We start from the raw sequence: 21,663 nt of genomic DNA on the forward strand, positions 1-21,663 counted from the left end.
CCCCGGTATCAGACCTTAAAACGGAAACAGCAGGGGTACCATGACGATCACCCCGAGGCTGTAGGCCAGGGAGACAGGCAGGGCCAGCTTGAGATAATCCGGCATCTTGTAGTTGCCCGCCGCATAGACCATCAGGTTGGTCTGGTAGCCGTAGGGCAGGATAAAGCTGGAACTCGCCCCGAACAGCACCGCCAGAATGAACGGCATGGTGGAGACATCCATGCTGAGCGCCAGCTGGAATCCCATGGGGAAGGCAAGGGCCGCCGCCGCGTTGTTGCTCATCAGCTCCGTCAGCACCAGGGTAAACAGATAGATCCCCACGAAGGCGATAAAGGGACTGGCCCCGTTGAACTCCCCCATCAGCCAGTCGGCGATGAGCTTGGCCAGGCCGCTCTTCTCCAGCTGATCGGCGATGGCGAGGGCCCCGCCCACCACCAGCCAGATATCCAGCGGAAAGCGACGGCGGATCTCGTCCAGGGTCAGGATGCGGGAGAAGAGCAGCACCACCAGCATCACCAGCAGCCCCTTGAAGAGCGGCACCAGGTCGAGCACCGACAGGGTCAGCACCCCGAGGAACCCCGCCACCACGGCGGCGCTGCGCGTGGCATCGAGCCGGGTGGAGGCCTCCAGCCCGCTCACCACCACGAACTCCCGGGAGAGGGACTTGTTGCCCGCAAACTTGGGGCCGGGGGCCAGCAGCAAGGTGTCCCCTGCGTGCAGTTCAATCTGGCCGAGGCCGCCGGTGAGCTGGGTCTCGCCCCGGCGCACCGCCAGCACCACCGCATCGAAGTGGGTACGAAACTCCGCATCCTTGATGGTCTGACCCACCAGGCGCGAGCTGTGGCTGACGATCACCTCCACCAGGTGCTGGCCGTTGAGGCGATGCTGGCCGTAGAGATCCAGCCCTTTGAGCTCCTGCAACACGCCGACGCTCTCCACGTCGCCGCAGAACAGCAGCATGTCCCCCTCGTGCAACTCGTGTTCCGGCTGCACCGGGCAGATCACCTGGTTGCCCCGGATGATCTCGGCGAGATAGAGGCTTTTCAGGCTGCGCAGGCCGTTCTCCTTGACGCTGCGCCCGGCCATCGGCGAGCCGGGGCCCACCTTGGCTTCGAGAAAATAGCCGGATTCCCGGCTCATCTCGGTGTCCTGCTCCGGCAGATGGCGGGCAAACAGCAGCACGGCAACCAGGCCGGTCAGCAGGGTCCCCGCCCCCACCATGAAGAAGTCGAACATGCCAAGCGGCTTGGCCCCCATCTTGATGAGGAAGCTGTTGACGATGAGGTTGGTGGAGGTGCCGATCAGGGTCAGCACGCCGCCAAAGGTCGCCGCGAAGCACATGGGCAACAGCAGCCGGGAGGGCGCATGGTTGGGGTTGCGCTTGACCGCCCCCAGCATGGACGCCACCACGGCGGTGTTGTTGACGAACGCCGACAGGAAGGCGGTGGAAAACCACACCTTCACCAGCACCTTGTTGAAGGAGCCGGTGCCCACCAGGTTGGCAAACCAGCTCATGACCCGAGTCTTCTCCACCGCGAGCGACACCAGCAGCAGCAACACCAGGGTCAGCAGGGCGCTGTTGGTGTAGCCCGCCACCACGGCGTTGATGTCCGCCAGGCCGCTCAGGTAGGTGATGAGCACGGCGCCCGAGAAGAGCAGCGCCGGCCGGAGTTTGCCCTGGATCAGCAGGGCGACGAGGGCAGCCAGCAGACCCAGCACCAGGGATTGTTGCCAGGTCATGGGCTTACTCCTTGCCGGAATCGTTGCTGATGGTCAGCGCCTGCCAGTGGGGGAAGTGCTTGCGTACCAGGGCGTTGAGCTCCACTTCGAACTCGCTGTATTGCCCTGCCATCACCTTGGCCGCCAGCCCTTCCACTATCATGCCGGCACCGACGGTGACGTTGGTCAGCCGGTCGATGAGGATGAAGCTGCCGGTGTCGCGGATCTCCTTGTAGGGGTCGAACGCCACCGGGTCGGTGAGGCTGAATTCGCACAGGCCGATCTCGTTGAGCTTGAGCTCGGAAGCGGGCAGCTCGTCGAGCTTGTTGATCTCGATGCGGTGGCGGATGGCCTCCACCTGGCCACGGCTCTTCTTGGTGGCCAGCTTGACGTCATAGACCCGGCCCGGTTGCAGGGACTCTTCCCCCATCCAGACGATGTGAGCCAGCACGTTCTGGGTCACCTGGGGCTTTTTCGCCGCATCCACCAGCAGGTCGCCCCGGCTGATGTCGATTTCGTCCGCGAAGGTGACCGTGATGGCCTGACCCGGCAGGGCGTACTCCAGATCCCCGTCGAAGGTGACGATGCGGGTCACCGTGCTCTCTTTGCCGGACGGCAGCACGGCAAGCTTGTCGCCCACCCGCAGGATGCCGGAGGCCAAGGTGCCAGCGAAGCCGCGAAAATCGAGGTTGGGGCGGTTCACGTACTGCACCGGCAGGCGCACCGGGTGACGCTCCAGCTCGCGCTCCACTTCGGCGGACTCCAGCAAGGAGAGCAGGGTCTCGCCCTGGTACCAGGCCAGCTTGTCGCTCGGGTTCACCACGTTGTCGCCGTCCAGGGCCGAGACCGGCACGATGTGGATGGTGTCGACGCTGAGCTTCTTGGCGAATTCGCGGTACTCCAAGCTGATGCGATCGAACACCTCCTGGCTGAACTCCACCAGGTCCATCTTGTTCACTGCCACCACGAACTGCTTGATGCCGAGCAGGCTCGCGATAAAGCTGTGACGGCGGGTCTGATCCAGCACCCCCTTGCGGGCGTCGATCAGGATGATGGCCAGATCGCAGGTGGAGGCGCCGGTGGCCATGTTGCGGGTGTACTGCTCATGGCCCGGGGTATCCGAGATGATGAATTTGCGCTTGGCGGTGGAGAAATAGCGGTAGGCCACGTCGATGGTGATGCCCTGCTCGCGCTCCGCCTGCAGGCCGTCCACCAGCAGGGCCAGGTCCAGCTTCTCGCCGGTGGTGCCGAGCTTCTGGCTGTCGGACTCCAGTGCTTTGAGCTGATCTTCATAGATCTGCTGGGAGTCGTGCAGCAGGCGGCCGATGAGGGTGCTCTTGCCGTCGTCCACGCTGCCGCAGGTGAGAAAACGCAGCAGGCTCTTGTGCTGCTGGGCGTGCAGGTAGGCTTCAATGCCCTGTTCGCTGATGGCGGTCTGAATGTGGTTGTTCATGTTGCGATTCCTTAGAACATTTTTTTAGAAATAGCCCTGACGCTTCTTCTGCTCCATGGAGCCGGCCTGATCGTGGTCGATGAGCCGCCCTTGCCGCTCGCTCGAGGTGGTGATCAGCATCTCTTCGATGATCTCCGGCAGGGTGGTGGCATTGGATTCGATGGCCCCGGTCAGCGGGTAGCAGCCGAGGGTACGGAAGCGCACCAGCTCCTGCTTCACTTCGTCTTCCGGGCCGATGGGCATGCGATCGTCATCCACCATGATCTTGATGCCGCCGCGATCCACCACGGGGCGCATGGCCGCGAAGTAGAGCGGGACTATGTCGATGTTCTCGAGATAGATGTATTGCCAGATGTCCAGCTCGGTCCAGTTGGAGAGCGGGAAGACACGGATGCTCTCCCCCTTGTTGACCTGGTTGTTGTAGACGCGCCACAGCTCCGGGCGCTGGTTCTTCGGATCCCAGCGGTGGGACTTGTCGCGGAAGGAGTAGACGCGCTCCTTGGCGCGGGATTTCTCCTCGTCGCGACGGGCACCACCGAAGGCGGCATCGAAGCCGTATTTGTTGAGCGCCTGCTTGAGCCCCTCGGTCTTCATGATGTCGGTGTGCTTGCTGCTGCCGTGCACGAAGGGGTTGATGTCCATGGCCAGACCGTCCGGGTTCTTGTGGACGATGAGATCCAGCCCGAACTTTTTGGCGGTCTCGTCCCGGAACTTGATCATCTCCTTGAACTTCCAGTTGGTGTCCACGTGGAGCATGGGGAAGGGGATCTTGCCCGGGTAGAAGGCCTTGCGGGCCAGGTGCAGCATGACGGAGGAGTCCTTGCCGATGGAGTACATCATCACCGGGTTTTCAAATTCGGCGGCCACCTCGCGGATGATATGGATGCTCTCGGCTTCCAGTTGCTGCAGGTGAGTCAGTCGCTCGCGGGTGACTCCTGCACGGATGCTCTGTGCATCGGATGGCTGCAGTTGGGTCAGTCTTTCACGGTCCATGTCTGGGTCCTCGGTTCATTGCTAACGCACCTGCTCGGGGCGCGGTGTTGGTTCAGTTCGGTGCCGCCTTGGCCGCACCGTCAAATCGATTCGGGTCTCGCCTCTCAGGCCAGGCTCACCAGCTTGAGCTCGTGGCCGCTTTTTGCTTCCTGCCCTTGCCCCTGCTCGCCAAACCAGGCGAGTTGCTGGCGCAGGGCCACCACTTCACCGATGACGATAAGCGACGGGCTCACCGCCTGCTGGGCCAGTTCGGCCAGATCCGCCAGGGTGCCGGTCAGCACCCGCTGGCGGGCCGTGGTGCCCCGCTCGATGATGGCGATGGGGGTGGCGGCGCGTCGGCCATGGCTCACCAGTTGCTGCTGGATATGCTCGGAGCGCATCAGCCCCATGTAGATGACCAGGGTCTGGTTGGTGGCCGCAAGCTGCTGCCAGTCGGGCTCCTTGCCCTCCTTCTGGCAGTGGCCGGTGATGAAGACGGCGCTCTGGGCATGGTCGCGGTGGGTGAGCGGAATGCCCGCATAGGCGGTGGCACCGGCGGCGGCGGTGATGCCGGGCACCACGGAGAAGGGAATACCCTCCTCGGCCAGCACTTCCAGCTCCTCGCCACCACGACCGAACATGAAGGGATCGCCCCCTTTGAGGCGCACCACCCGGTTGCCCGCTTTGGCGTATTCCACCAAGAGGCGGTTGGTCTCTTCCTGGGGCACGCTGTGGGCACCCGCCTTCTTGCCGACCGACACCAGGGTGGCGTCACGGCGCACCAGATCCAGGATCTCGGGGGAGACCAGCTGGTCATAGAGCACCACTTCGGCCTGTTGAATCTGTTGCAGCGCCTTGAGGGTCAGCAGGCCAGGATCCCCCGGGCCCGCCCCCACCAGCACCACTTCGCCCACTTCGGTACGAGCCTTGTCCAGTCCCTCGTTCAGCCACTGCTCGGCACCCTGCCAATCGGCTTTCTCAATCAGACCGGCCAGGGTGTTGGAGGCAAAGGCGCGCTCCCAGAAGCGGCGGCGATCGGAGAGGGAGGCCAGCACCTGCTTGGCCCGGCGGCGCACCCGGCCGGAGAGCTCCGCCAGACCGCCAAGATGGCGGGGCAGCAGGCTCTCGAGCCGCTCGCGCAACAGGCGCACCAGCACGGGGGCCTTGCCGCCGCTGGAGACGGCCACCACGATGGGGCTGCGATCGATGATGGAGGGGAAGATAAAGCTGGAGCGCTCGGGGTCATCCACCAGGTTGACGAACAGACCGCGCTCGGTGGCGCTCTGGTAGACCAGGGCGTTGACCTCGAGATCGTCGGTCGCGGCCACCACCAGGATCTGCCCTGCCAGGTGGGCCGGGTCGAAACGCGCCGCCACATGGGTGAAGCGACCGGCAAATTCATGGAACTCGGGCTCGAGCACGGGAGAGACCAGGGTGATCCGGGCACCTGCCGCCAGCAGCAGGCGCGCCTTGCGCAGGGCAACCTCGCCCCCGCCCACCAGCAGTACCGGGCGGCCTTCCAACCTGGCAAACATAGGTAAATAATCCATCAGGGCCCGCTCCTCGGCATCGCGACATCTGGGGCGACTATAGGCAGGAGCGCTTATCCCTCAAAATAATAAAAAATGCTCTTTAATGCGTTTTGGTAATTAGTAAAGCCGTGTGGCGGCAATAGAGAAGCGAATCTGCTTGTGGTGGATGGCACCAGACCCTAGGCTAGTGAAAGTGTTTCATAAGGAGCTTAATCATGAATGAGTCATTGATTGTATTGGGGATCTTCATATTCCTGGTACTCGCCACCCTGAGTGCCGGCATCAAGATAGTGCCCCAGGGTTACAACTGGACCGTGGAGCGCTTCGGCCGCTACACCCGCACCCTCTCCCCGGGCCTCAACCTGCTGATCCCCTACATCGACCGCATCGGCCACAAGATCATCATGATGGAGCAGGTGCTGGACATCCCGGCCCAGGAGGTGATCTCCCGGGACAACGCCAACGTCACCATCGACGCCATCAGCTTCGTGCAGGTGGTGGATGCCCGCAAGGCGGGCTACGAGGTCAATGATCTCACCAGTGCCATCCGCAATCTCACCATGACCAACATGCGGACCGTGCTCGGCGCCATGGAGCTGGACGAAATGCTCTCCCAGCGCGACACCATCAACGAGAAGCTGCTGCGCACCATGGATGCCGCCACCGCCCCCTGGGGCATCAAGGTGACCCGGATCGAGATCAAGGATGTGCGCCCGCCCCTCGCCCTGGTGGAAGCCATGAACGCCCAGATGAAGGCCGAGCGCCAGAAGCGGGCCGAGGTGCTGGAGGCCGAAGGGGTGCGCCAGTCCAAGATCTTGAAGGCCGAGGGGGAGAAGCAGTCCCAGATCCTGAAAGCCGAGGGTGAGCGTCAGGCCGCCTTCCTCGCCGCCGAAGCGCGGGAGCGGGCCGCCGAGGCAGAAGCCAAAGCGACCCACATGGTCTCCCAGGCGATCGCCGAGGGCGACATGCAGGCCATCAACTACTTCGTGGCCCAGAAATACACCGAGGCCCTGGCCCGCATCGGTGAAGGCCCCAACAGCAAGATCATCATGATGCCCCTGGAAGCGGGCAGCCTGATAGGCTCGGTGGCGGGCATGGCCGAGCTGTTCAACAAAGACGGCAAGGCGGGCAAATCATGACAGCCCTGTTCGAGGGGCTGACCCACTGGCACTGGCTGGGGCTCGGCTTCGTGCTGCTGGCCATCGAGGTGATGGGGTCGGTGGGCTTTCTGCTCTGGACCGGCATCGCCGCCCTGGAGGTGGGACTCTTGCTGCTGGTCTGGCCCTTCGGCTGGCAGGCGCAGTTGCTGCTCTTCGCCCTGCAATCCCTGCTCACCACCTGGGCCTGGTGGCGCTGGCAGCATCGCCGGGATCGCTCCGGGCTGGATGCCGCCGCTCCCATCAACGAGCGGATGCAAAGCTACATGGGCCGCGAGCTGACCCTGCTGGACGAGGTCAGCCAGGGGATGAGCCGGGTGCATCTGGACGACACCGTCTGGACGGTGCGCTGCAACGCGCCGCTGCCGGCCGGCAGCCGGGTCAAGGTGGTGGGGGCCGACTCCCACATCCTGCTGGTGGAACCCCTCGGCTGACTGGGCAACGCCCCGCCATGGCCATAAAAAAACGGGCCCGGCGCGAGTGCGCCGGACCCGTTTTTCAATGAGGTGCTGGCTTAGTTGGCCTTGGCATCGCTCACGGCAGCTTCAGCCTTGGTGGCCACGTCAGCGGCAGCCTTCTCGACAGTAGCGGAAGCTTCGGAAGCAGCCTTCTCGACGGTAGCAGACGCTTCGCTAGCGGCTTTCTCGACAGTGGCAGCAACGTCTGCGGCCGGGGTCGCAGCCGGAGCGGCAGCTTCTTCTTTCTGACCACAGGCGGTCAACATCAGACCCAGGATACCGGCTACCAGTACTTTGTTCATGTGCATACCCTCAAAAAAAGATGGAGAGATGGTGCAGAGACCATCACTGTACGCCCCGGCTCCTGTCGGCACACCGGCCGCTGGAGCCCGAAGGCGCGCGAAATATATCCCCATATGCGGCCGATGAAAACGCGTATCACAATGATATTTTCTCGTTGGCATGATAAGAAACACTGCTGCAACGACAAATATTAATATAAAACACCCATTCACCACCAAATTCGCACAACAAATCGCCAATTACCTGGCGATTGCCAGTCAGCCATTGTCTTTCTGTCAGGCTCTCGGCGCTGTCGGATAACGCCGTCAGTCAGACAGCTTCTGACAAGGCAGGCGCCGCCCCTGCTGGTCGCTCTCCCGGGCCAGGTCCAGCAAGGCCATCACCGCCAGGGCCTCGTCGGCCGGCACCGGGTTCTCCCCTTCTCCCCGGATGGCGGCGCAGACACCGCGATAGTAGGCGCCGTAGTCCCCCGCTTCGCCAGCCACGGTCTGCTGCAGGAGCTGACCGTCCCGGATCTGGCTGAGCTGGCCGGGGGCGGGATCCACGCCCCAGTCCGCCGCCGGAGGCCGCTTGCCCTCCTTGAGCTGCTCCTCCTGCACGTCCATGCCGAACTTGATGAAGGAGCCCTGACTGCCGTGCACCACGAAGCGGGGCATCACGGCCGACACCAGACAACTGCCGTGCAGAATGACCCGCATCTCGCCGTAACCCAGCACCACATGGAAGTAGTCGTCCGCCAGGGCCCCGGGGCGCTGCTTGCCCAGATCTGCCTGCAACCAGTCCGGCTGGCCGAACAGCTGGAGCGACTGATCCAGGATATGAGGGCCGAGATCGAACCAGAGACCGGAGCCCGGGCCGCCCGCCTCGCGCCAGCGCTGGCGCACCTCGGGGCGATAACGGTCGAAGTGGGATTCGAACTGGGCAACTTGCCCCAGCGCCCCCTCCGCCAGCAGACGGCGCACCGTGAGGAAATCCCCGTCCCAGCGTCGGTTGTGGAAGATGCTGAGCAGCCGCTGCTGCTTCTCCGCCAACTCGACCAGCGCCTTCGCTTCGGCCAGATCCAGGGCAAACGGCTTGTCGATCACCACGTGCTTGCCCGCCAGCAGGGCCTCGCGAGCGATGGGGGCATGGGTGTCGTTGGGGGTGGCGATCACCACCAGATCGAGGCTGTCATCGGCCAGCACCTGCTCCAGGGTGCCGACCCGGGTGCCGGGCAACGCGGCCTGTACCTTGGCGGCATCCCGGCTCACCACCCAGCGCAGGGTCAGGCCCGGGGTCGTGGCCAGGAAGGGGGCGTGAAAGGTCTGTCCTGCGAAGCCGTATCCCACCAGGGCGGCGTTGATTGTGTGGCTCATCCGGTTTTCTCCACGGGTCTGTGATCATGCGAGGCAGGCGGGTCGCCTGAAAAAGAGAAGGGGGCTCAAGGCCCCCTGAGTGTGCTCATCAGAGCACAGGATTTATTGCAAACACAAGCGCCGGCCCTGGCGGGTCATCAGCATCACCAGCGGGGGCAGCAGCAGCCACATGTGCAAGGCCAGCTGGCTCAGGGGATCCGGCATCAGCCAACCGGTGATCCCCACCAGGGCGCCGGAGCCGCTCATCTGGAACAGGCCGAGCAGGGCGGCCGCAGTGCCGGCGCAGTGGCCGAAGGGGGCCAGCGCCATACCCGCGGCGGCGCCCAGGATCATCGCAAAGCCGATGCTGGAGAGGAACACCGGGCCCATCATGGCCAGCGGGTGCGGGATGTGCATGGCCAGGGTCAGGGTGATGGCGGAGAGCAGCAGCACCAGCAGGCCAATGCGCAGGGTCCGTCTTGGCCCTACCCGGGCGATGAAGCGCGGGGCCAGGAAGCAGGCCAGGATGTTGAGGGCCGCATTGGCGGTGAACCAGTGACTGAAGCCACTCATGTCCAGCCCCAGGGTCACCATCAGTTGTACCGGCGCCGCCGTCACGTAGGCGAGGATCACCGCCATCGCCAGCATGCACAGCGCCGCGTTGAACAGGAAGCTCGGGGAGCGCAGCACCGGGCTGTAGCGGGACCAGCTGATGAGCGGGCCAGCACTGCTGGTCTCCTCAGGACGGGTTTCCGGCATCCGCCACAGCAGCCAGCTACCGACCACCACGGCGTAACCGGCCATGAACCAGAAGTTCGCCGACCAGCCCGCCTTGGCGGTGAGCCAGCCACCCAGCAGGGGCGCCAGTGCGGGGATGAAGCAGATGGCACCGTTCAGATAGGAGATCATCTGACCGCTCTTCTTGGGGCCATAGCTGTCACGGACCACCGAGAAGGCGGCCACCGAGGTGGCGCAGGCCCCGAAGCCTTGCAGCACCCGCGCCAGCATCAGCTCGCCGAGGCTCGCGGCAAAGCCGGCTGCCAGGGCGCTCAGGCCGTAGAGCAGCACGCCCCCCAGGGCGATGGGTTTACGCCCGTAGCGATCGGCCAGCGGCCCCACCAGCAGTTGCCCCAGCCCCATGCTGAACAGGAACCAGGTGATGGTGCCCTGCATCAGGGTCACTTCAGCCCCCAGCTGCTCGGCCATCTGGGGGATGGCAGGCAGATAGATGTCGATGGCCAGCGGGCTGAACAACACCAGGAGTACAAGCAAAAGAATCAATGGCATCAGTCACCTCAAGCCCTAGGAATATCGATTGGGCCGCGAGTCTACTGACTCAGAGTAATGAATTGAAATGGTATTTAATCACTTCGGTTATTCCCCACTGGAAACATGTATCTCTTCTACCTCTCAGGGGGTGGAACCAGGATCCCCCGTTGGCACCGGATCCCGGGCAATTGGCGCTTTTACTAAACCCCTCCCCCGCATAGAATGCGCAGATTATTTTTGCGGAGGTGTGTGATGAACAAGCTTGTCCTGGCAACAGGGAACCAGAAAAAGGTGAAGGAATTGGCCGCCATGCTGGCCGATATGAAGATCCAGGTGATCCCGCAGAGCGAGTTTGCAGTCTCCGATGCCGACGAGACCGGCACCACCTTCGTCGAGAATGCCATCATCAAGGCCCGCCACGCCGCCCGCGTCACCGGCCTGCCCGCCGTGGCCGACGACTCCGGTCTGGAAGTGGATCTGCTGCACGGGCGCCCCGGCGTCTACTCCGCCCGTTTTGCCGGTGCCGGTGCCAGCGACAAGGAGAACATCGACAAGCTGCTGGCCGAGCTCAAGGGCGCGCCGGATTACCTGAAAAGCGCCCGCTTCTGGTGCGTGCTGGTCTACATGCGCCACGCCGACGATCCCACCCCCATCATCTGCCAGGCCAGCTGGGAAGGGATGATCATCGACGAACCGCGCGGCCAGCACGGCTTTGGCTACGACCCGGTGTTCTTCGTCCCCGACCACAACTGCACCTCGGCCCAGATGCCGGCGGAGCTCAAGAACCAGCTCAGCCACCGTGGCCAGGCCCTGGCCAAGCTCAAAGCGGCCCTGGCGGCGGTCAACTAAAGCGCTGTCTCCCGCCGCGTTGTCATCTACAATGGGGGCCGTCGGCCCCCGTTTCGTTCGCGGCGCCCCGCCCGTTGTCACCGGCAACCAGGGCCACCCGACCCCTTTTGATTGTTGAATACTGGAAATCCCATGCTGCAACTGCCGCCCCTCTCCCTCTATATCCACGTGCCCTGGTGCGTCCAGAAGTGCCCCTACTGCGACTTCAACTCCCACGCCCAGAAGGGGGAGCTGCCCCACCTCGAGTACGTGGCGGCCCTGCTGGAGGATCTGGAGCAGGATCTGCACTGGGCCCAGGGGCGCCCCCTCTCCTCCATCTTTATCGGTGGCGGCACGCCGAGCCTGCTCTCCGTTGACGCCATGCAGGCGCTGCTGGACGGGGTGCGCGCACGGATCGCCCTCGCCCCGGACTGCGAGATCACCATGGAGGCCAACCCGGGCACGGTGGAGGCGGACAAGTTCGCCGGCTTCCAGCGGGCCGGCATCAATCGCATCTCCATCGGGGTGCAGAGCTTCCAGCAGGAGAAATTGACCCGGCTCGGCCGCATCCACGGCCCCGAGGAGGCGCGCAAGGCCGCCGAACTGGCCCACGCCATCGCGCTTCCCACCTTCAACCTGGATCTGATGCACGGTCTGCCGGATCAGAGCCTGGACGATGCACTCTACGACCTGCAGCAGGCCATCGACTGCGCGCCGCCGCACCTCTCCTGGTATCAGCTCACCATAGAGCCGAACACGGCATTCGCCTCCAAGCCCCCCACATTGCCGGAAGATGACACCCTGTGGGACATCTACGAGCAGGGCCACGCCATGCTGACCGCCCAGGGCTATCAGCAGTACGAGATCTCGGCCTATGCCAAAGAGGGGTATCAGTGCCGCCATAACCTCAACTACTGGCGCTTTGGCGACTATCTGGGGATCGGCTGCGGCGCCCACGGCAAGGTGACGGATCTTGCCAACCAGCAGATCCTGCGCACCGCCAAGGTGAAGCATCCGAAAGGTTATCTGGATCCGAGCCGCCCCTATCTGGACAGCCAATGGCAGGTGAGCGCGGACGATTTGCCGCTCGAGTACTTCATGAACCGGTTCAGATTGTTTGAACCCGCCCCCAAGGCGGAGTTCGAGGCCTTCACGGGGCTACCGCTGGAGCGGGTAGAGACCATGCTCGCCATCGCCCGGACCAAGGAGCTGATCGAGGATCTCGGCGACAGCTGGCAGCTCACCCCCCTCGGGCATCGCTATCTCAACGTGCTGCTCGAACTCTTTATGGACGAGTGAGCACGGGTTCACTCTCTTGCGTCAAGACCGCAAGTCAGCACCAGCGAATAGAACAACAATCAGGGCGCCATTGGCGCCCTGATTGTGTTAACTGATGCCTTGCGGCAGAAACCCGCTCAACAGCAGACGCTAACCATCCGCTGTTGGCCGGGCTCCCACCGCTTGCCGTGCTTGGCCTTGCGCTGATAGCTGCCCTTGCCCTTCTTGCTCGGCTCGACCCGGGCCTGGAACAGGGGGGAGGTCACCAGTGCCTTGAGGTGGTTGTCCTGAATGATGCCGCGCTGATGTTCGCAGGCGGGTTCGGCGGTGACACAGGTCACCTTCTTCTTGGCCATATGGGCTCCTTGATGGGGTTGTCGTGTTTGCCTGTCGTCCCTGTCTGGAAGGGCAGGTGGCGAAAAACGCGCCGATTGTGCACCTCTTGCCTCCCCCGTGCAAGCTGTCAGGCGGGGTGATAGACGACCCGCACCAGGCCGCTTGGCAGCACGGCGCTCGACACCGGTCTCAGCGCGCCGGGCAGGGATCCTGCAAAGAGCGGCACCCCGCGTCCCAAAGTGATCGGTACCCAGAACAGGGTCAGCTCGTCCACCAGGGCCCCCTGCAGACCCTGCCTCACCAGCTCCCCGCCATCCAGATAGAGGTGACGGCTTCCCCCCTGCCACAACTCGTCCAGCACCTGCACCAGCGCCCCCTGCCTGAACGCGACCCGAGGACGGGGGTCGGCGGGCCTGTGGGTCAGTACCACCAGCGGCTTGTCCCCGTAGGGCCACTCGGGAAAGGCGCTCACGATATCGTAGGTGTTGCGCCCCATCAGCAGCAGATCGGCGCTGGCCATCAGGGCGCTGTAGCCGGTCTCCTCCTGGGAGTCGCCGTTGTAGGGAGCGAGCCAATCCAGATCACCCCCCTCCCCCGCGATAAAGCCGTCGAGGGAGAGGGCGAGAAAGGCGGAGACCCGGGGCCGGCGCAGCTCAGTGCTCATGGTCGTGGTGCTCGTGGCGGGAAGGGGCGCCGGACTCCAGGGTTTCGAGGATGGCGCAATGCTCCGCCGAGCGCGGGCCGCCGCAGCAGATGTCAGACAGCGCCTTCAGGTTCTCCCGAAAGCGGGTCAGCTCCACTATCTTCTGCTCCACCTGTTCAAGCTTGGTGTCGGCCACCGCCTTCACCTCCTGGCAGGTCACTTTGGCCTTGTTGGTGTCGAGGGCGAGCAGCTCGCCGATGTCCGCCAGGGAGAAGCCCACCGACTTGGCGCGGATGATGAACTCCAGCCGCCGTCTGTCCTGCTCACCGTAGAGGCGGTAGCCCGACTCGTTGCGGATCCCCGGCGAGATGAGGCCGTTCTTCTCGTAAAAGCGCAGGGTGTCCGCCTTCACCCCGCACGCCTTGGCCAGTTCCCCGATCCGATACATCCTTCCTCTCCCCCCGCATGACATTCCCGACATGGTACTCAATATAAACCGGCCTCCACTATCACCTCTTTGCCCGGCGATTGCCAGTCAAAGGCAGGAAAGCAGCAGCTAACCCCTCACTTGCCGGCCATTTATCCCCAAAACACTGAAAAGACAAACGTTTCACAAAAATTCACCAGAAAACGTTTAACGCCGCATCCCACAAGGGTTTGTCTCTTTAAAAAATCCACCACAGGTCACATTTTTTGTGTAGAATACGCGCCCACAAGAGAGCGTCGCGTCAAGCGGGCATTTCCTAAAACGCTTTTGCCAACGGCCGCCCCGGGCGAGAGTGGTTTGCGAAATCCCCCACTTCCATTTATTTGGGGACTCTCTGTGTGTTGAGCCTCGCCTCCCATGGAACGGTCCCCGTTATGCTGAGGACGATAGTGTGATGGAACAAGCTCGACCCATTCGCCGTGCACTGCTGAGTGTGTCTGACAAGACTGGCATCCTGGAATTTGCCAAGGCACTCGACGCGCGTGGTGTGGCCCTGCTCTCCACCGGTGGTACCGCCAAGCTGCTGGCCGATGCGGGCCTGCCGGTGACCGAGGTGTCCGACTACACCGGATTCCCCGAGATGATGGACGGCCGGGTCAAGACCCTGCATCCCAAGGTACACGGCGGCATTCTCGGCCGTCGCGACCGGGATGACGCCATCATGGCCGAGCACGCTATCTCCCCCATCGACATGGTCGTCGTCAACCTCTATCCCTTCGCCGCCACCGTGGCCAAAGCCGGTTGCACCCTGGAAGACGCCGTCGAGAACATCGACATCGGCGGCCCGACCATGGTCCGCTCCGCTGCCAAGAACCACAAGGACGTCACCATCGTCGTCAAGGCCTCCGACTATGACCGCGTCATCGCCGAGATGGATGGCAACGGCAACAGCCTGACCCTCTCCACCCGCTTCGATCTGGCCATCGCCGCCTTCGAGCACACCGCCGCCTACGACGGCATGATCGCCAACTACTTCGGCACCCTGGTGCCCTCCTACGGCGAAAACAAGGAAGGCGACGAAGAGTCCCGCTTCCCCCGCACCTTCAACAGCCAGTTCATCAAGAAGCAGGACATGCGCTATGGCGAGAACAGCCACCAGGCTGCCGCCTTCTACGCCGAAGAGCAGGCCGCGCCGGGCTCGGTAGCAAGCGCCATCCAGCTGCAGGGCAAGGCCCTCTCCTACAACAACATTGCCGACACTGATGCGGCGCTGGAGTGCGTGAAGGAGTTCAGCGAACCGGCCTGCGTCATCGTCAAGCATGCCAACCCCTGCGGCGTCGCCATCGGTGACGACCTGCTGGCAGCCTACGATCGCGCCTACCAGACCGACCCCACCTCGGCCTTTGGCGGCATCATCGCCTTCAACCGCGAACTGGACGGCGAGACCGCCGCGGCCATCGTCGCCCGCCAGTTCGTGGAAGTGATCATCGCCCCCAGCATCAGCCAGGCAGCCCGCGAGGCGGTCGCCGCCAAGCAGAACGTGCGCCTGCTGGAGTGCGGCCAGTGGACTGCCCCGGCGCAAGGCTTTGACTTCAAGCGCGTCAACGGCGGCCTGCTGGTGCAGGAGCGCGATCTGGGCATGGTGACGCTCGGGGATCTGACCGTGGTCAGCCAGCGTCAGCCCACCGAGGCCGAGCTGCAGGATCTGCTGTTCTGCTGGAAGGTCGCCAAGTTCGTCAAATCCAACGCCATCGTCTACGCCAAGAACGGCCAGACCATCGGCGTGGGCGCCGGCCAGATGAGCCGCGTCTACTCTGCCAAGATCGCCGGCATCAAGGCCGAGGATGAAGGGCTGACCGTGGCGGGCTCCGTCATGGCCTCCGACGCCTTCTTCCCGTTCCGCGACGGCATTGATGCCGCCGCTGCCGCGGGCATCTCCTGCGTCATCCAGCCAGGTGGCTCGATGCGCGACCAGGAGGTGATCGACGCCGCCAACGAACACGGCATGTGCATGGTGTTCACCAACATGCGTCATTTCCGTCACTGACAGCCCAGGGCCGCCGATGGCGGCCCTGCCTCTTTAGCACCGGACCCTTTCCACTGGCAGTGCCACCGCAGCGCCAGTGAACTCAGACAGAAGCGAGCGAGACGATGAAAGTACTGATCATTGGCAACGGCGGCCGTGAACACGCCCTGGCCTGGAAGGCCAAACACTCCCCCCTGGTGACCCAGGTCTTCGTGGCACCGGGCAATGCGGGCACCCAGCTTGAGCCGGGCATCGAGAACGTCGCCATCCAGGCCACCGACATCGAGGGCCTGCTGGCCTTCGCCAAGGCGAACCAGATCGGCCTCACCATCGTCGGACCGGAAGCCCCCCTGGTGAAAGGGGTGGTCGATGCCTTCCGCGCCGCCGATCAGACCATCTTCGGCCCGACCGCCGCCGCCGCCCAGTTGGAAGGCTCCAAGGCCTTCACCAAGGACTTCCTGGCCCGCCACGCCATCCCGACCGCCGATTACCAGAACTTCACCGAGGTGGAGCCGGCGCTGGCCTATCTGCGCGAGAAAGGCGCCCCCATCGTCATCAAGGCCGACGGTCTGGCCGCCGGCAAAGGGGTGATCGTCGCCATGACCCTCGACGAGGCGGAAGCGGCGGTGCGTGACATGCTCTCCGGCAATGCCTTCGGCGATGCCGGCGCCCGGGTGGTGATCGAAGAGTTTCTGGACGGGGAAGAGGCGAGCTTCATCGTGATGGTGGACGGCGAGCACGTGCTGCCCATGGCCACCAGCCAGGATCACAAGCGCGCCTTCGACGGCGACACCGGCCCCAACACCGGCGGCATGGGGGCTTACTCCCCGGCCCCCGTGGTGACCGACGAAGTGCACCAGCGCGTGATGGAACGGGTGATCATGCCGACCGTGCGCGGCATGGCGGCCGAGGGCAACGTCTACACCGGCTTCCTCTACGCCGGCCTGATGATCGATACCGAGGGCAACCCCAAGGTGATCGAGTTCAACTGCCGCTTCGGCGACCCCGAAACCCAGCCCATCATGCTGCGGATGCAGTCCGACCTGGTGGATCTCTGCCTCGCCGCCTGCGCCGGCCAGCTGGATCAGAAGGAAGCCGTCTATGACCCCCGTGCCGCCATCGGCGTGGTGCTGGCATCGGGTGGCTATCCCGGCGACTACACCAGCAATCACCCCATCAGCGGTCTGCCGGTGGACGAAGTGGCAGGGGAGAAGGTGTTCCATGCAGGCACCCGCCTGGAAGGACACACCAGCCTGACCCAAGGTGGCCGCGTGCTGTGCGCCACCGCCCTCGGCCACACGGTGCAGGAAGCCCAGCAGCGGGCCTATGCCCTGGCTGGTCGCATCCAGTGGGACGGCATCTTCTATCGCAAGGACATCGGCTGGCGTGCCATCGAGCGCGAGCAGGCCGAATAAGGGCCGGATCCCGATCACTCAAAGGGCCTGCGGGCCCTTTTTTTGTTGCACGGCGCCTGCGCTGACAGTGGAATCGTCCATGGGTGGTGGCTTTCAAAAACAAAAACACCTGAAAAACTCACCTGACTTTAAAAAACCGATGTGTGATAAAAAATGGCAGCATGATTCACTGCCTGCGGACCCCTTCCCGGGCCAGATGCGCGCCCTTGTATCCCCTGCAGGAGGCGAGATCCGGTGGCCGTTCTCTTTCGGCTACATTCCCACAGCAATCCCCTGCACAATTCGTCACAATTGGTCGCACTTTCTTCATACAATGATCGCCCTTTCATGGCATCATGATGCGTGAAACCGCACTCAAATGAGTGCTATAACAACCTGCAATCTCGTCGTCTCATAAGGAAATCCCATGCTGAAAACTGTGCGTCCCCTGCTGCTGCCCCTGATGTTCGGCCTGATGGCCCTGCCTGCCATGGCCGGCGATCTGGAGCAGCCGATGAAGAAGATCGGCTTCAACTACAAGCAGGCCGTCAAGGCCGACGACGCGGCCACCATGGAGAAATACATCAAGGAGATGAAGGCCCAGCTGGATGTCGCCAAGGGCAAGAACATGCCCGCCGCCAAGAAGGAGAAGTTCCTGGAAGGCATGACCGAAGTGCAGACCGAGCTGGATGCCAGCCTGGCAGCCCTCCAGGCCGGTGACGAAGCCAAGGCGCGCGAGCACCTGGCCAAGGTCAACGACCTGAAGAAGGAGTACCACAAATATGCCAAGCAGAAAGGCTGATCCCTTCCACTGGGATCCTCTGGTGCGCCTCACCCACTGGGGTGTGGCGGCCATCTGTATCGGCAACCTCTGGCTCAACGAGGCGGGCGAGGAGTGGCACGAGCGGATGGGATACGCCGTCATGGTGCTCATCGGCATACGCCTGCTGTGGGGGCTCACCTTCGCTCGCGGCCACGCCCGCCTGCGCGCCCTCATCCCGAGCCGGGAGGATTTTCGCCATCAGGCCGACGCCCTGCGCGAACGGACCCCGCCCACCCCTGGCCATCACGGCAGCGGCAAGCTGGCGGTCTGGGCACTCTGGCTGCTGGTACTCGCCACCGCAGGGACCGGCTGGTTCCAGAACACCGAGACCGGCTTCGATCTGGGGGCGGACGACTGGCACGAGTGGTGCACCTGGGCACTCCAGGGCATGATCGCCCTGCACCTGTGCGCCATCGCCTACACCTCCTGGCGCCAGCGCAGCAACCTGGTCACCCGCATGCTGCCAGGGCGTCGTGCCCGGGCCAGTGCCGGGCAGCAGGAACCCAACGTCTGAACGTTCACGGGGCCCTGCGGGGCCCCTGTTCATCCCCTTCGCTACCTGCTTGACGGGATCTCGCACCGATCTGCCCCCCTCTGCCCCCTCCTGCTGCCACCGAATGGCATGAAAGCATTTTCATTCACATTTCTTAATTAATTCAGCCTGTTCGATTTTCAACCACATCGATTTCATGAATGCTACGGAGCTGAACGAGGTTGTTTGTTGTCCGTTCGACTACACGACAGTGATACGTCAATAACAAGATCGAAGGGAAAATCGTCATGCACAACACACTGTTTCGAACCGCCCTGCTGGCGGCGGCACTCGGCTCTTTCAGCCACACTGCCAGCGCCGAAGGAGTCATGGTTCACCTGTTCCAATGGAAGTTCAACGACATCGCCAACGAGTGCGAGACCGTGCTCGGGCCCAAGGGGTTCGGTGGCGTCCAGATCACCCCACCCGCCGAGCACAAGCAGGGCAGCCAGGTCTGGTGGACCGTCTATCAACCGGTCAGCTTCAAGAATTTCAACAGCTTCGGCGGTAGCGAGGCAGAGCTCAGGAGCATGATCGCCCGCTGCAACGCGGCCGGGGTCAAGGTCTATGCCGACGCCGTCTTCAACCAGCTGGCATCGGGTTCGGGCACCGCCACCGGCGGCGGCAGCTACAACTCGGGGCAATACCAATATCCCCAGTTCGGCTACAACGACTTCCATCACAGCGGCGACATCACCAACTACGGTGACAGCAACAACGTCTGGAACGGCGCCCTCTACGGCATGCCGGACCTCAATACCGGCTCATCCTACGTCCAGGATCAGATCGCCACCTACATGAAGACCCTGCTCGGCTGGGGCGTGGCGGGCTTTCGCATCGATGCGGCCAAGCACATGGCGCCGGCCGATGTGAAGGCCATCCTCGACAAGGCAGGCAGCCCCAGGGCCTACCTGGAGGTGATCGGCGCAGGCGGGGAGTCCCCCGACATTCAGCCGGGCCGCTACACCTACATCGACACCGTCACCGACTTCAAATACGGCACCGATCTCGCCGCCAACTTCAACGGCCAGATCAAGAACCTCAAAACCCTGGGCGAGAGCTGGGGCCTGCTCCCCTCCAACAAGGCCTTCGTCTTCGTGGTCAACCACGACCGCGAACGCGGCCACGGCGGTGGCGGCATGCTCACCTTCATGAGCGGTGCCCGCTACGATCTGGCCAACACCTTCATGATGGCCTGGCCCTATGGCTGGAAGCAGGTGATGTCGGGCTATCGCTTTGAAAACATGGGCACCTATGAAACCGACAAGGGGGCGCCGGGCAGCACGCCCTGCACGGACAGCCAGTGGAACTGCGAACAGCGCCGACCGACCATCATGAACATGGCCCTGTTCCACAACCGGACCGAAGGCCAGCCCGTCAGCAACTGGTGGGACAACGGCAACAACCAGATCGCCTTCAGCCGCGGTGACAAGGGCTTCGTCGCCATCAACAACGAGAGCGGCAGCCTGGTGGCCTCGGTGCAGACCGGCCTGCCGGCCGGCGAGTACTGCAACCTCCTGGGGGGCAATGACTACTGCAGCGGCGGTTATGTCACCGTCGACGGCAGCGGCAAGGCCAGCCTGAACGTCCCCGGCATGAAGGCGGCCGCCATCATCGCCGGTTGCACCAAGGCCAGCCCCTGCGGCGGTTCCGTCCTGCCGGGCAACAAGTTCAGCAGCATGAACCTGCGCGGTACCCACAACGCCTGGGGCAACACCCCCATGACCGTCGATGCCAACCGTGTCTGGTCCGCCACCCTCACCCTGACCGGCAACGGTGACGCCACCGGTGCCCAGCGCTTCAAGTTCGACGTCTTCGGCAACTGGGCCGAGAACTACGGCGACAACGAAGGGGATGGCATCGCCGACAAGGGCAGCAGCAAGGATATCCTGGTCAGCGGGGCGGGCACCTACCGCATCACCCTGAGCGAGAGCGATCTGCGCTACACGGTCACCCCCCTCACCAGCAACCAGGCACCGGTCGCCGCCCTCTCCCCCAAGACCCTCAGTATCAAGGCGGGGGAGAGCGTGGTGTTCGACGCCTCCGCTTCCAGCGATGACGGCGGCGTGGTGAGCTACAGCTGGTCCAGCGGGGGCACCGCCGCCACCGAGACCGTCCGGTTCGATACCCCGGGTACCCATACCGTGACGGTCACCGTGACCGATGCAGAAGGGTTGACCGCCAGTGCCAGCGCCACCGTGACCGTCACCGACGACAACGGCACCTACGCCAGCGTACTGCCCACCCTGAACTTCCGCGGCACCCCCAATGCCTGGGGCTCCCTTGCCATGACGCTGGTCGCCGACAATCAGTGGGAAGCCCTGGTCACCTTCGACGGTCAGACCAACCAACGCTTCAAGTTCGACGTCAAGGGGGACTGGACCCAGAACTACGGCGACACCAACAAGGACGGCGTGGCCGAACTGACCGGCAGTGACATCCTCACCCCGGTCATCGGCCAGTACCGGGTACGTTTCAACGATCAGACCCTGCAATACAGCCTGACTCCGGTGAGCGTCACCTATGCCAAGAATGTCGCCAGCCTCAAGATTCGCGGCACCACCAACAACTGGGGCACCACCCCCATGTCCCTGGTCGGGGATCACCTCTGGCAGGCCAGCGTCACCTTCACCGGCAGCGGTGATGGCAACGGCGGCCAGCGCTTCAAGTTCGACGTCAAGGGGGACTGGACCCAGAACTACGGCGACACCAACAAGGATGGCGTGGCCGAGCTGGCCGGGGCAGACATCACCACGGCAGTGGTCGGTGCCTATGTGGTGCGCTTCAACGACCAGACCCTGGCCTACAGCCTGAACGCCCAGTAAGGCTGGACACACGCCAGGGCCATTGCGCCCCGGTGCCGAACCAGGCCTCCCGCCATCGGCGGGAGGCCTTTTTCATGGCTATGTCCCAATTACGTGTTGCATCGGGTGCCCTAGCGCCTCATGCAAACACATCTTGGTATTTACCTCCCTGCCGTAACGTTCCAGCATCCTGCGCCAGCCCAGATAATTCCTCAGGTAGTGGGTTGCGACTCCATGGAATCGTTCCATCCACTCCTTCAACCGCCGGTGATATCCGTTCACATGCTGGATGTGGTATGCCCCAATGACTCGCTCACCTCGACGGTTGTACACCACCTGATGTGTTATGCCCCGCGCTTGGCTGAAACTGGCATA

At 63.5% G+C, this 21,663-nt stretch carries 20 protein-coding genes and 1 pseudogene; 10 read left to right on the plus strand and 11 right to left on the minus strand.

Going from position 1 to position 21,663, the window contains the following annotated elements:
• Nucleotides 1-15: 15 nt before the first annotated feature.
• The 4 genes from AB5Y68_RS16195 to cysG form a co-directional block, all read right to left on the minus strand.
• Complete coding sequence (locus tag AB5Y68_RS16195) at nucleotides 16-1,740, minus strand: SLC13 family permease (protein ID WP_039040834.1); 1,725 nt, start codon at nucleotides 1,738-1,740, stop codon at nucleotides 16-18.
• Between the two features lie 4 nt (nucleotides 1,741-1,744).
• Nucleotides 1,745-3,172, minus strand: a complete 1,428-nt coding sequence (gene cysN / locus AB5Y68_RS16200) for a sulfate adenylyltransferase subunit CysN (RefSeq protein WP_010675597.1) — start codon at nucleotides 3,170-3,172, stop codon at nucleotides 1,745-1,747.
• 24 nt (nucleotides 3,173-3,196) lie between these two features.
• On the minus strand, nucleotides 3,197-4,165 hold the full coding sequence (cysD, locus tag AB5Y68_RS16205; RefSeq protein ID WP_052258884.1) for a sulfate adenylyltransferase subunit CysD: 969 nt from the start codon (nucleotides 4,163-4,165) through the stop codon (nucleotides 3,197-3,199).
• A gap of 104 nt (nucleotides 4,166-4,269) precedes the next feature.
• Entirely contained in the window at nucleotides 4,270-5,694 is a 1,425-nt protein-coding gene (cysG, locus tag AB5Y68_RS16210; protein WP_039040833.1) for a siroheme synthase CysG, read from the minus strand.
• A gap of 197 nt (nucleotides 5,695-5,891) precedes the next feature.
• Here cysG and AB5Y68_RS16215 point away from each other — a divergent pair, with 197 nt between their 5' ends.
• A complete protein-coding gene (locus AB5Y68_RS16215; RefSeq protein ID WP_029314806.1) occupies nucleotides 5,892-6,815 on the plus strand; it encodes an SPFH domain-containing protein in 924 nt (307 codons plus the stop codon).
• On the plus strand, nucleotides 6,812-7,267 hold the full coding sequence (locus AB5Y68_RS16220; protein WP_010675601.1) for an NfeD family protein: 456 nt from the start codon (nucleotides 6,812-6,814) through the stop codon (nucleotides 7,265-7,267). Before AB5Y68_RS16215 ends, AB5Y68_RS16220 begins: the two co-directional genes overlap by 4 nt.
• Nucleotides 7,268-7,347: 80 nt before the next feature.
• Here the strand turns inward: AB5Y68_RS16220 and AB5Y68_RS16225 are convergent, their stop codons facing one another.
• From AB5Y68_RS16225 to AB5Y68_RS16235, 3 genes are all read right to left on the minus strand, one after another.
• Complete coding sequence (locus tag AB5Y68_RS16225; protein ID WP_010675602.1) at nucleotides 7,348-7,593, minus strand: hypothetical protein; 246 nt, start codon at nucleotides 7,591-7,593, stop codon at nucleotides 7,348-7,350.
• 306 nt (nucleotides 7,594-7,899) lie between these two features.
• Nucleotides 7,900-8,949 (minus strand): oxidoreductase, encoded by a 1,050-nt coding sequence (locus tag AB5Y68_RS16230; RefSeq protein ID WP_010675603.1) that lies wholly within the window; start codon nucleotides 8,947-8,949, stop codon nucleotides 7,900-7,902.
• A gap of 102 nt (nucleotides 8,950-9,051) precedes the next feature.
• Nucleotides 9,052-10,215, minus strand: coding sequence for a multidrug effflux MFS transporter (locus tag AB5Y68_RS16235; protein WP_039040832.1), 1,164 nt, complete (start codon nucleotides 10,213-10,215; stop codon nucleotides 9,052-9,054).
• Between the two features lie 234 nt (nucleotides 10,216-10,449).
• On the opposite strand from AB5Y68_RS16235, the gene rdgB reads away from it, so the two are divergent.
• Entirely contained in the window at nucleotides 10,450-11,046 is a 597-nt protein-coding gene (gene rdgB / locus AB5Y68_RS16240) for an RdgB/HAM1 family non-canonical purine NTP pyrophosphatase (RefSeq protein ID WP_039040831.1), read from the plus strand.
• 132 nt (nucleotides 11,047-11,178) lie between these two features.
• On the plus strand, nucleotides 11,179-12,324 hold the full coding sequence (hemW, locus tag AB5Y68_RS16245; RefSeq protein WP_039040830.1) for a radical SAM family heme chaperone HemW: 1,146 nt from the start codon (nucleotides 11,179-11,181) through the stop codon (nucleotides 12,322-12,324).
• 116 nt (nucleotides 12,325-12,440) lie between these two features.
• Here the strand turns inward: hemW and AB5Y68_RS16250 are convergent, their stop codons facing one another.
• From AB5Y68_RS16250 to zntR, 3 genes are all read right to left on the minus strand, one after another.
• Nucleotides 12,441-12,659 carry an alternative ribosome-rescue factor A gene (locus AB5Y68_RS16250; protein ID WP_039040829.1) on the minus strand — a complete coding sequence of 73 codons (219 nt, stop codon included), beginning with the start codon at nucleotides 12,657-12,659 and terminating at the stop codon, nucleotides 12,441-12,443.
• A 107-nt stretch (nucleotides 12,660-12,766) separates the two neighbouring features.
• Complete coding sequence (locus AB5Y68_RS16255; protein WP_039040828.1) at nucleotides 12,767-13,303, minus strand: dihydrofolate reductase family protein; 537 nt, start codon at nucleotides 13,301-13,303, stop codon at nucleotides 12,767-12,769.
• Nucleotides 13,293-13,730 (minus strand): Zn(2+)-responsive transcriptional regulator, encoded by a 438-nt coding sequence (gene zntR, locus AB5Y68_RS16260; protein WP_039040827.1) that lies wholly within the window; start codon nucleotides 13,728-13,730, stop codon nucleotides 13,293-13,295. The genes AB5Y68_RS16255 and zntR overlap by 11 nt, the downstream gene beginning before the upstream one ends.
• Nucleotides 13,731-14,163: 433 nt before the next feature.
• Between zntR and purH the strand changes: the two genes are divergently transcribed.
• The 6 genes from purH (at nucleotide 14,164) to AB5Y68_RS16290 (ending at nucleotide 21,309) form a co-directional block, all read left to right on the plus strand.
• Nucleotides 14,164-15,756, plus strand: coding sequence for a bifunctional phosphoribosylaminoimidazolecarboxamide formyltransferase/IMP cyclohydrolase (gene purH, locus AB5Y68_RS16265; RefSeq protein WP_010675610.1), 1,593 nt, complete (start codon nucleotides 14,164-14,166; stop codon nucleotides 15,754-15,756).
• A gap of 104 nt (nucleotides 15,757-15,860) precedes the next feature.
• Nucleotides 15,861-17,150 carry a phosphoribosylamine--glycine ligase gene (gene purD / locus AB5Y68_RS16270; RefSeq protein ID WP_039040826.1) on the plus strand — a complete coding sequence of 430 codons (1,290 nt, stop codon included), beginning with the start codon at nucleotides 15,861-15,863 and terminating at the stop codon, nucleotides 17,148-17,150.
• 79 nt (nucleotides 17,151-17,229) lie between these two features.
• Nucleotides 17,230-17,496, plus strand: coding sequence for a hypothetical protein (locus AB5Y68_RS16275; protein ID WP_152610201.1), 267 nt, complete (start codon nucleotides 17,230-17,232; stop codon nucleotides 17,494-17,496).
• Nucleotides 17,497-17,556: 60 nt separating this feature from the next.
• Nucleotides 17,557-17,931, plus strand: a complete 375-nt coding sequence (locus AB5Y68_RS16280; protein WP_039040825.1) for a cytochrome b562 — start codon at nucleotides 17,557-17,559, stop codon at nucleotides 17,929-17,931.
• A complete protein-coding gene (locus AB5Y68_RS16285; protein ID WP_039040824.1) occupies nucleotides 17,912-18,466 on the plus strand; it encodes a cytochrome b/b6 domain-containing protein in 555 nt (184 codons plus the stop codon). The genes AB5Y68_RS16280 and AB5Y68_RS16285 overlap by 20 nt, the downstream gene beginning before the upstream one ends.
• 266 nt (nucleotides 18,467-18,732) lie before the next feature.
• On the plus strand, nucleotides 18,733-21,309 hold the full coding sequence (locus tag AB5Y68_RS16290) for an alpha amylase C-terminal domain-containing protein (RefSeq protein WP_039040823.1): 2,577 nt from the start codon (nucleotides 18,733-18,735) through the stop codon (nucleotides 21,307-21,309).
• Nucleotides 21,310-21,387: 78 nt separating this feature from the next.
• Here AB5Y68_RS16290 and AB5Y68_RS16295 read toward each other — a convergent pair.
• Nucleotides 21,388-21,663 (minus strand): annotated as a pseudogene (locus tag AB5Y68_RS16295) (IS1595 family transposase); the annotation flags it as partial.

The sequence above is a fragment of the Aeromonas sp. R6-1 genome, assembly GCF_040908165.1.
Lineage (GTDB): Bacteria > Pseudomonadota > Gammaproteobacteria > Enterobacterales > Aeromonadaceae > Aeromonas > Aeromonas caviae.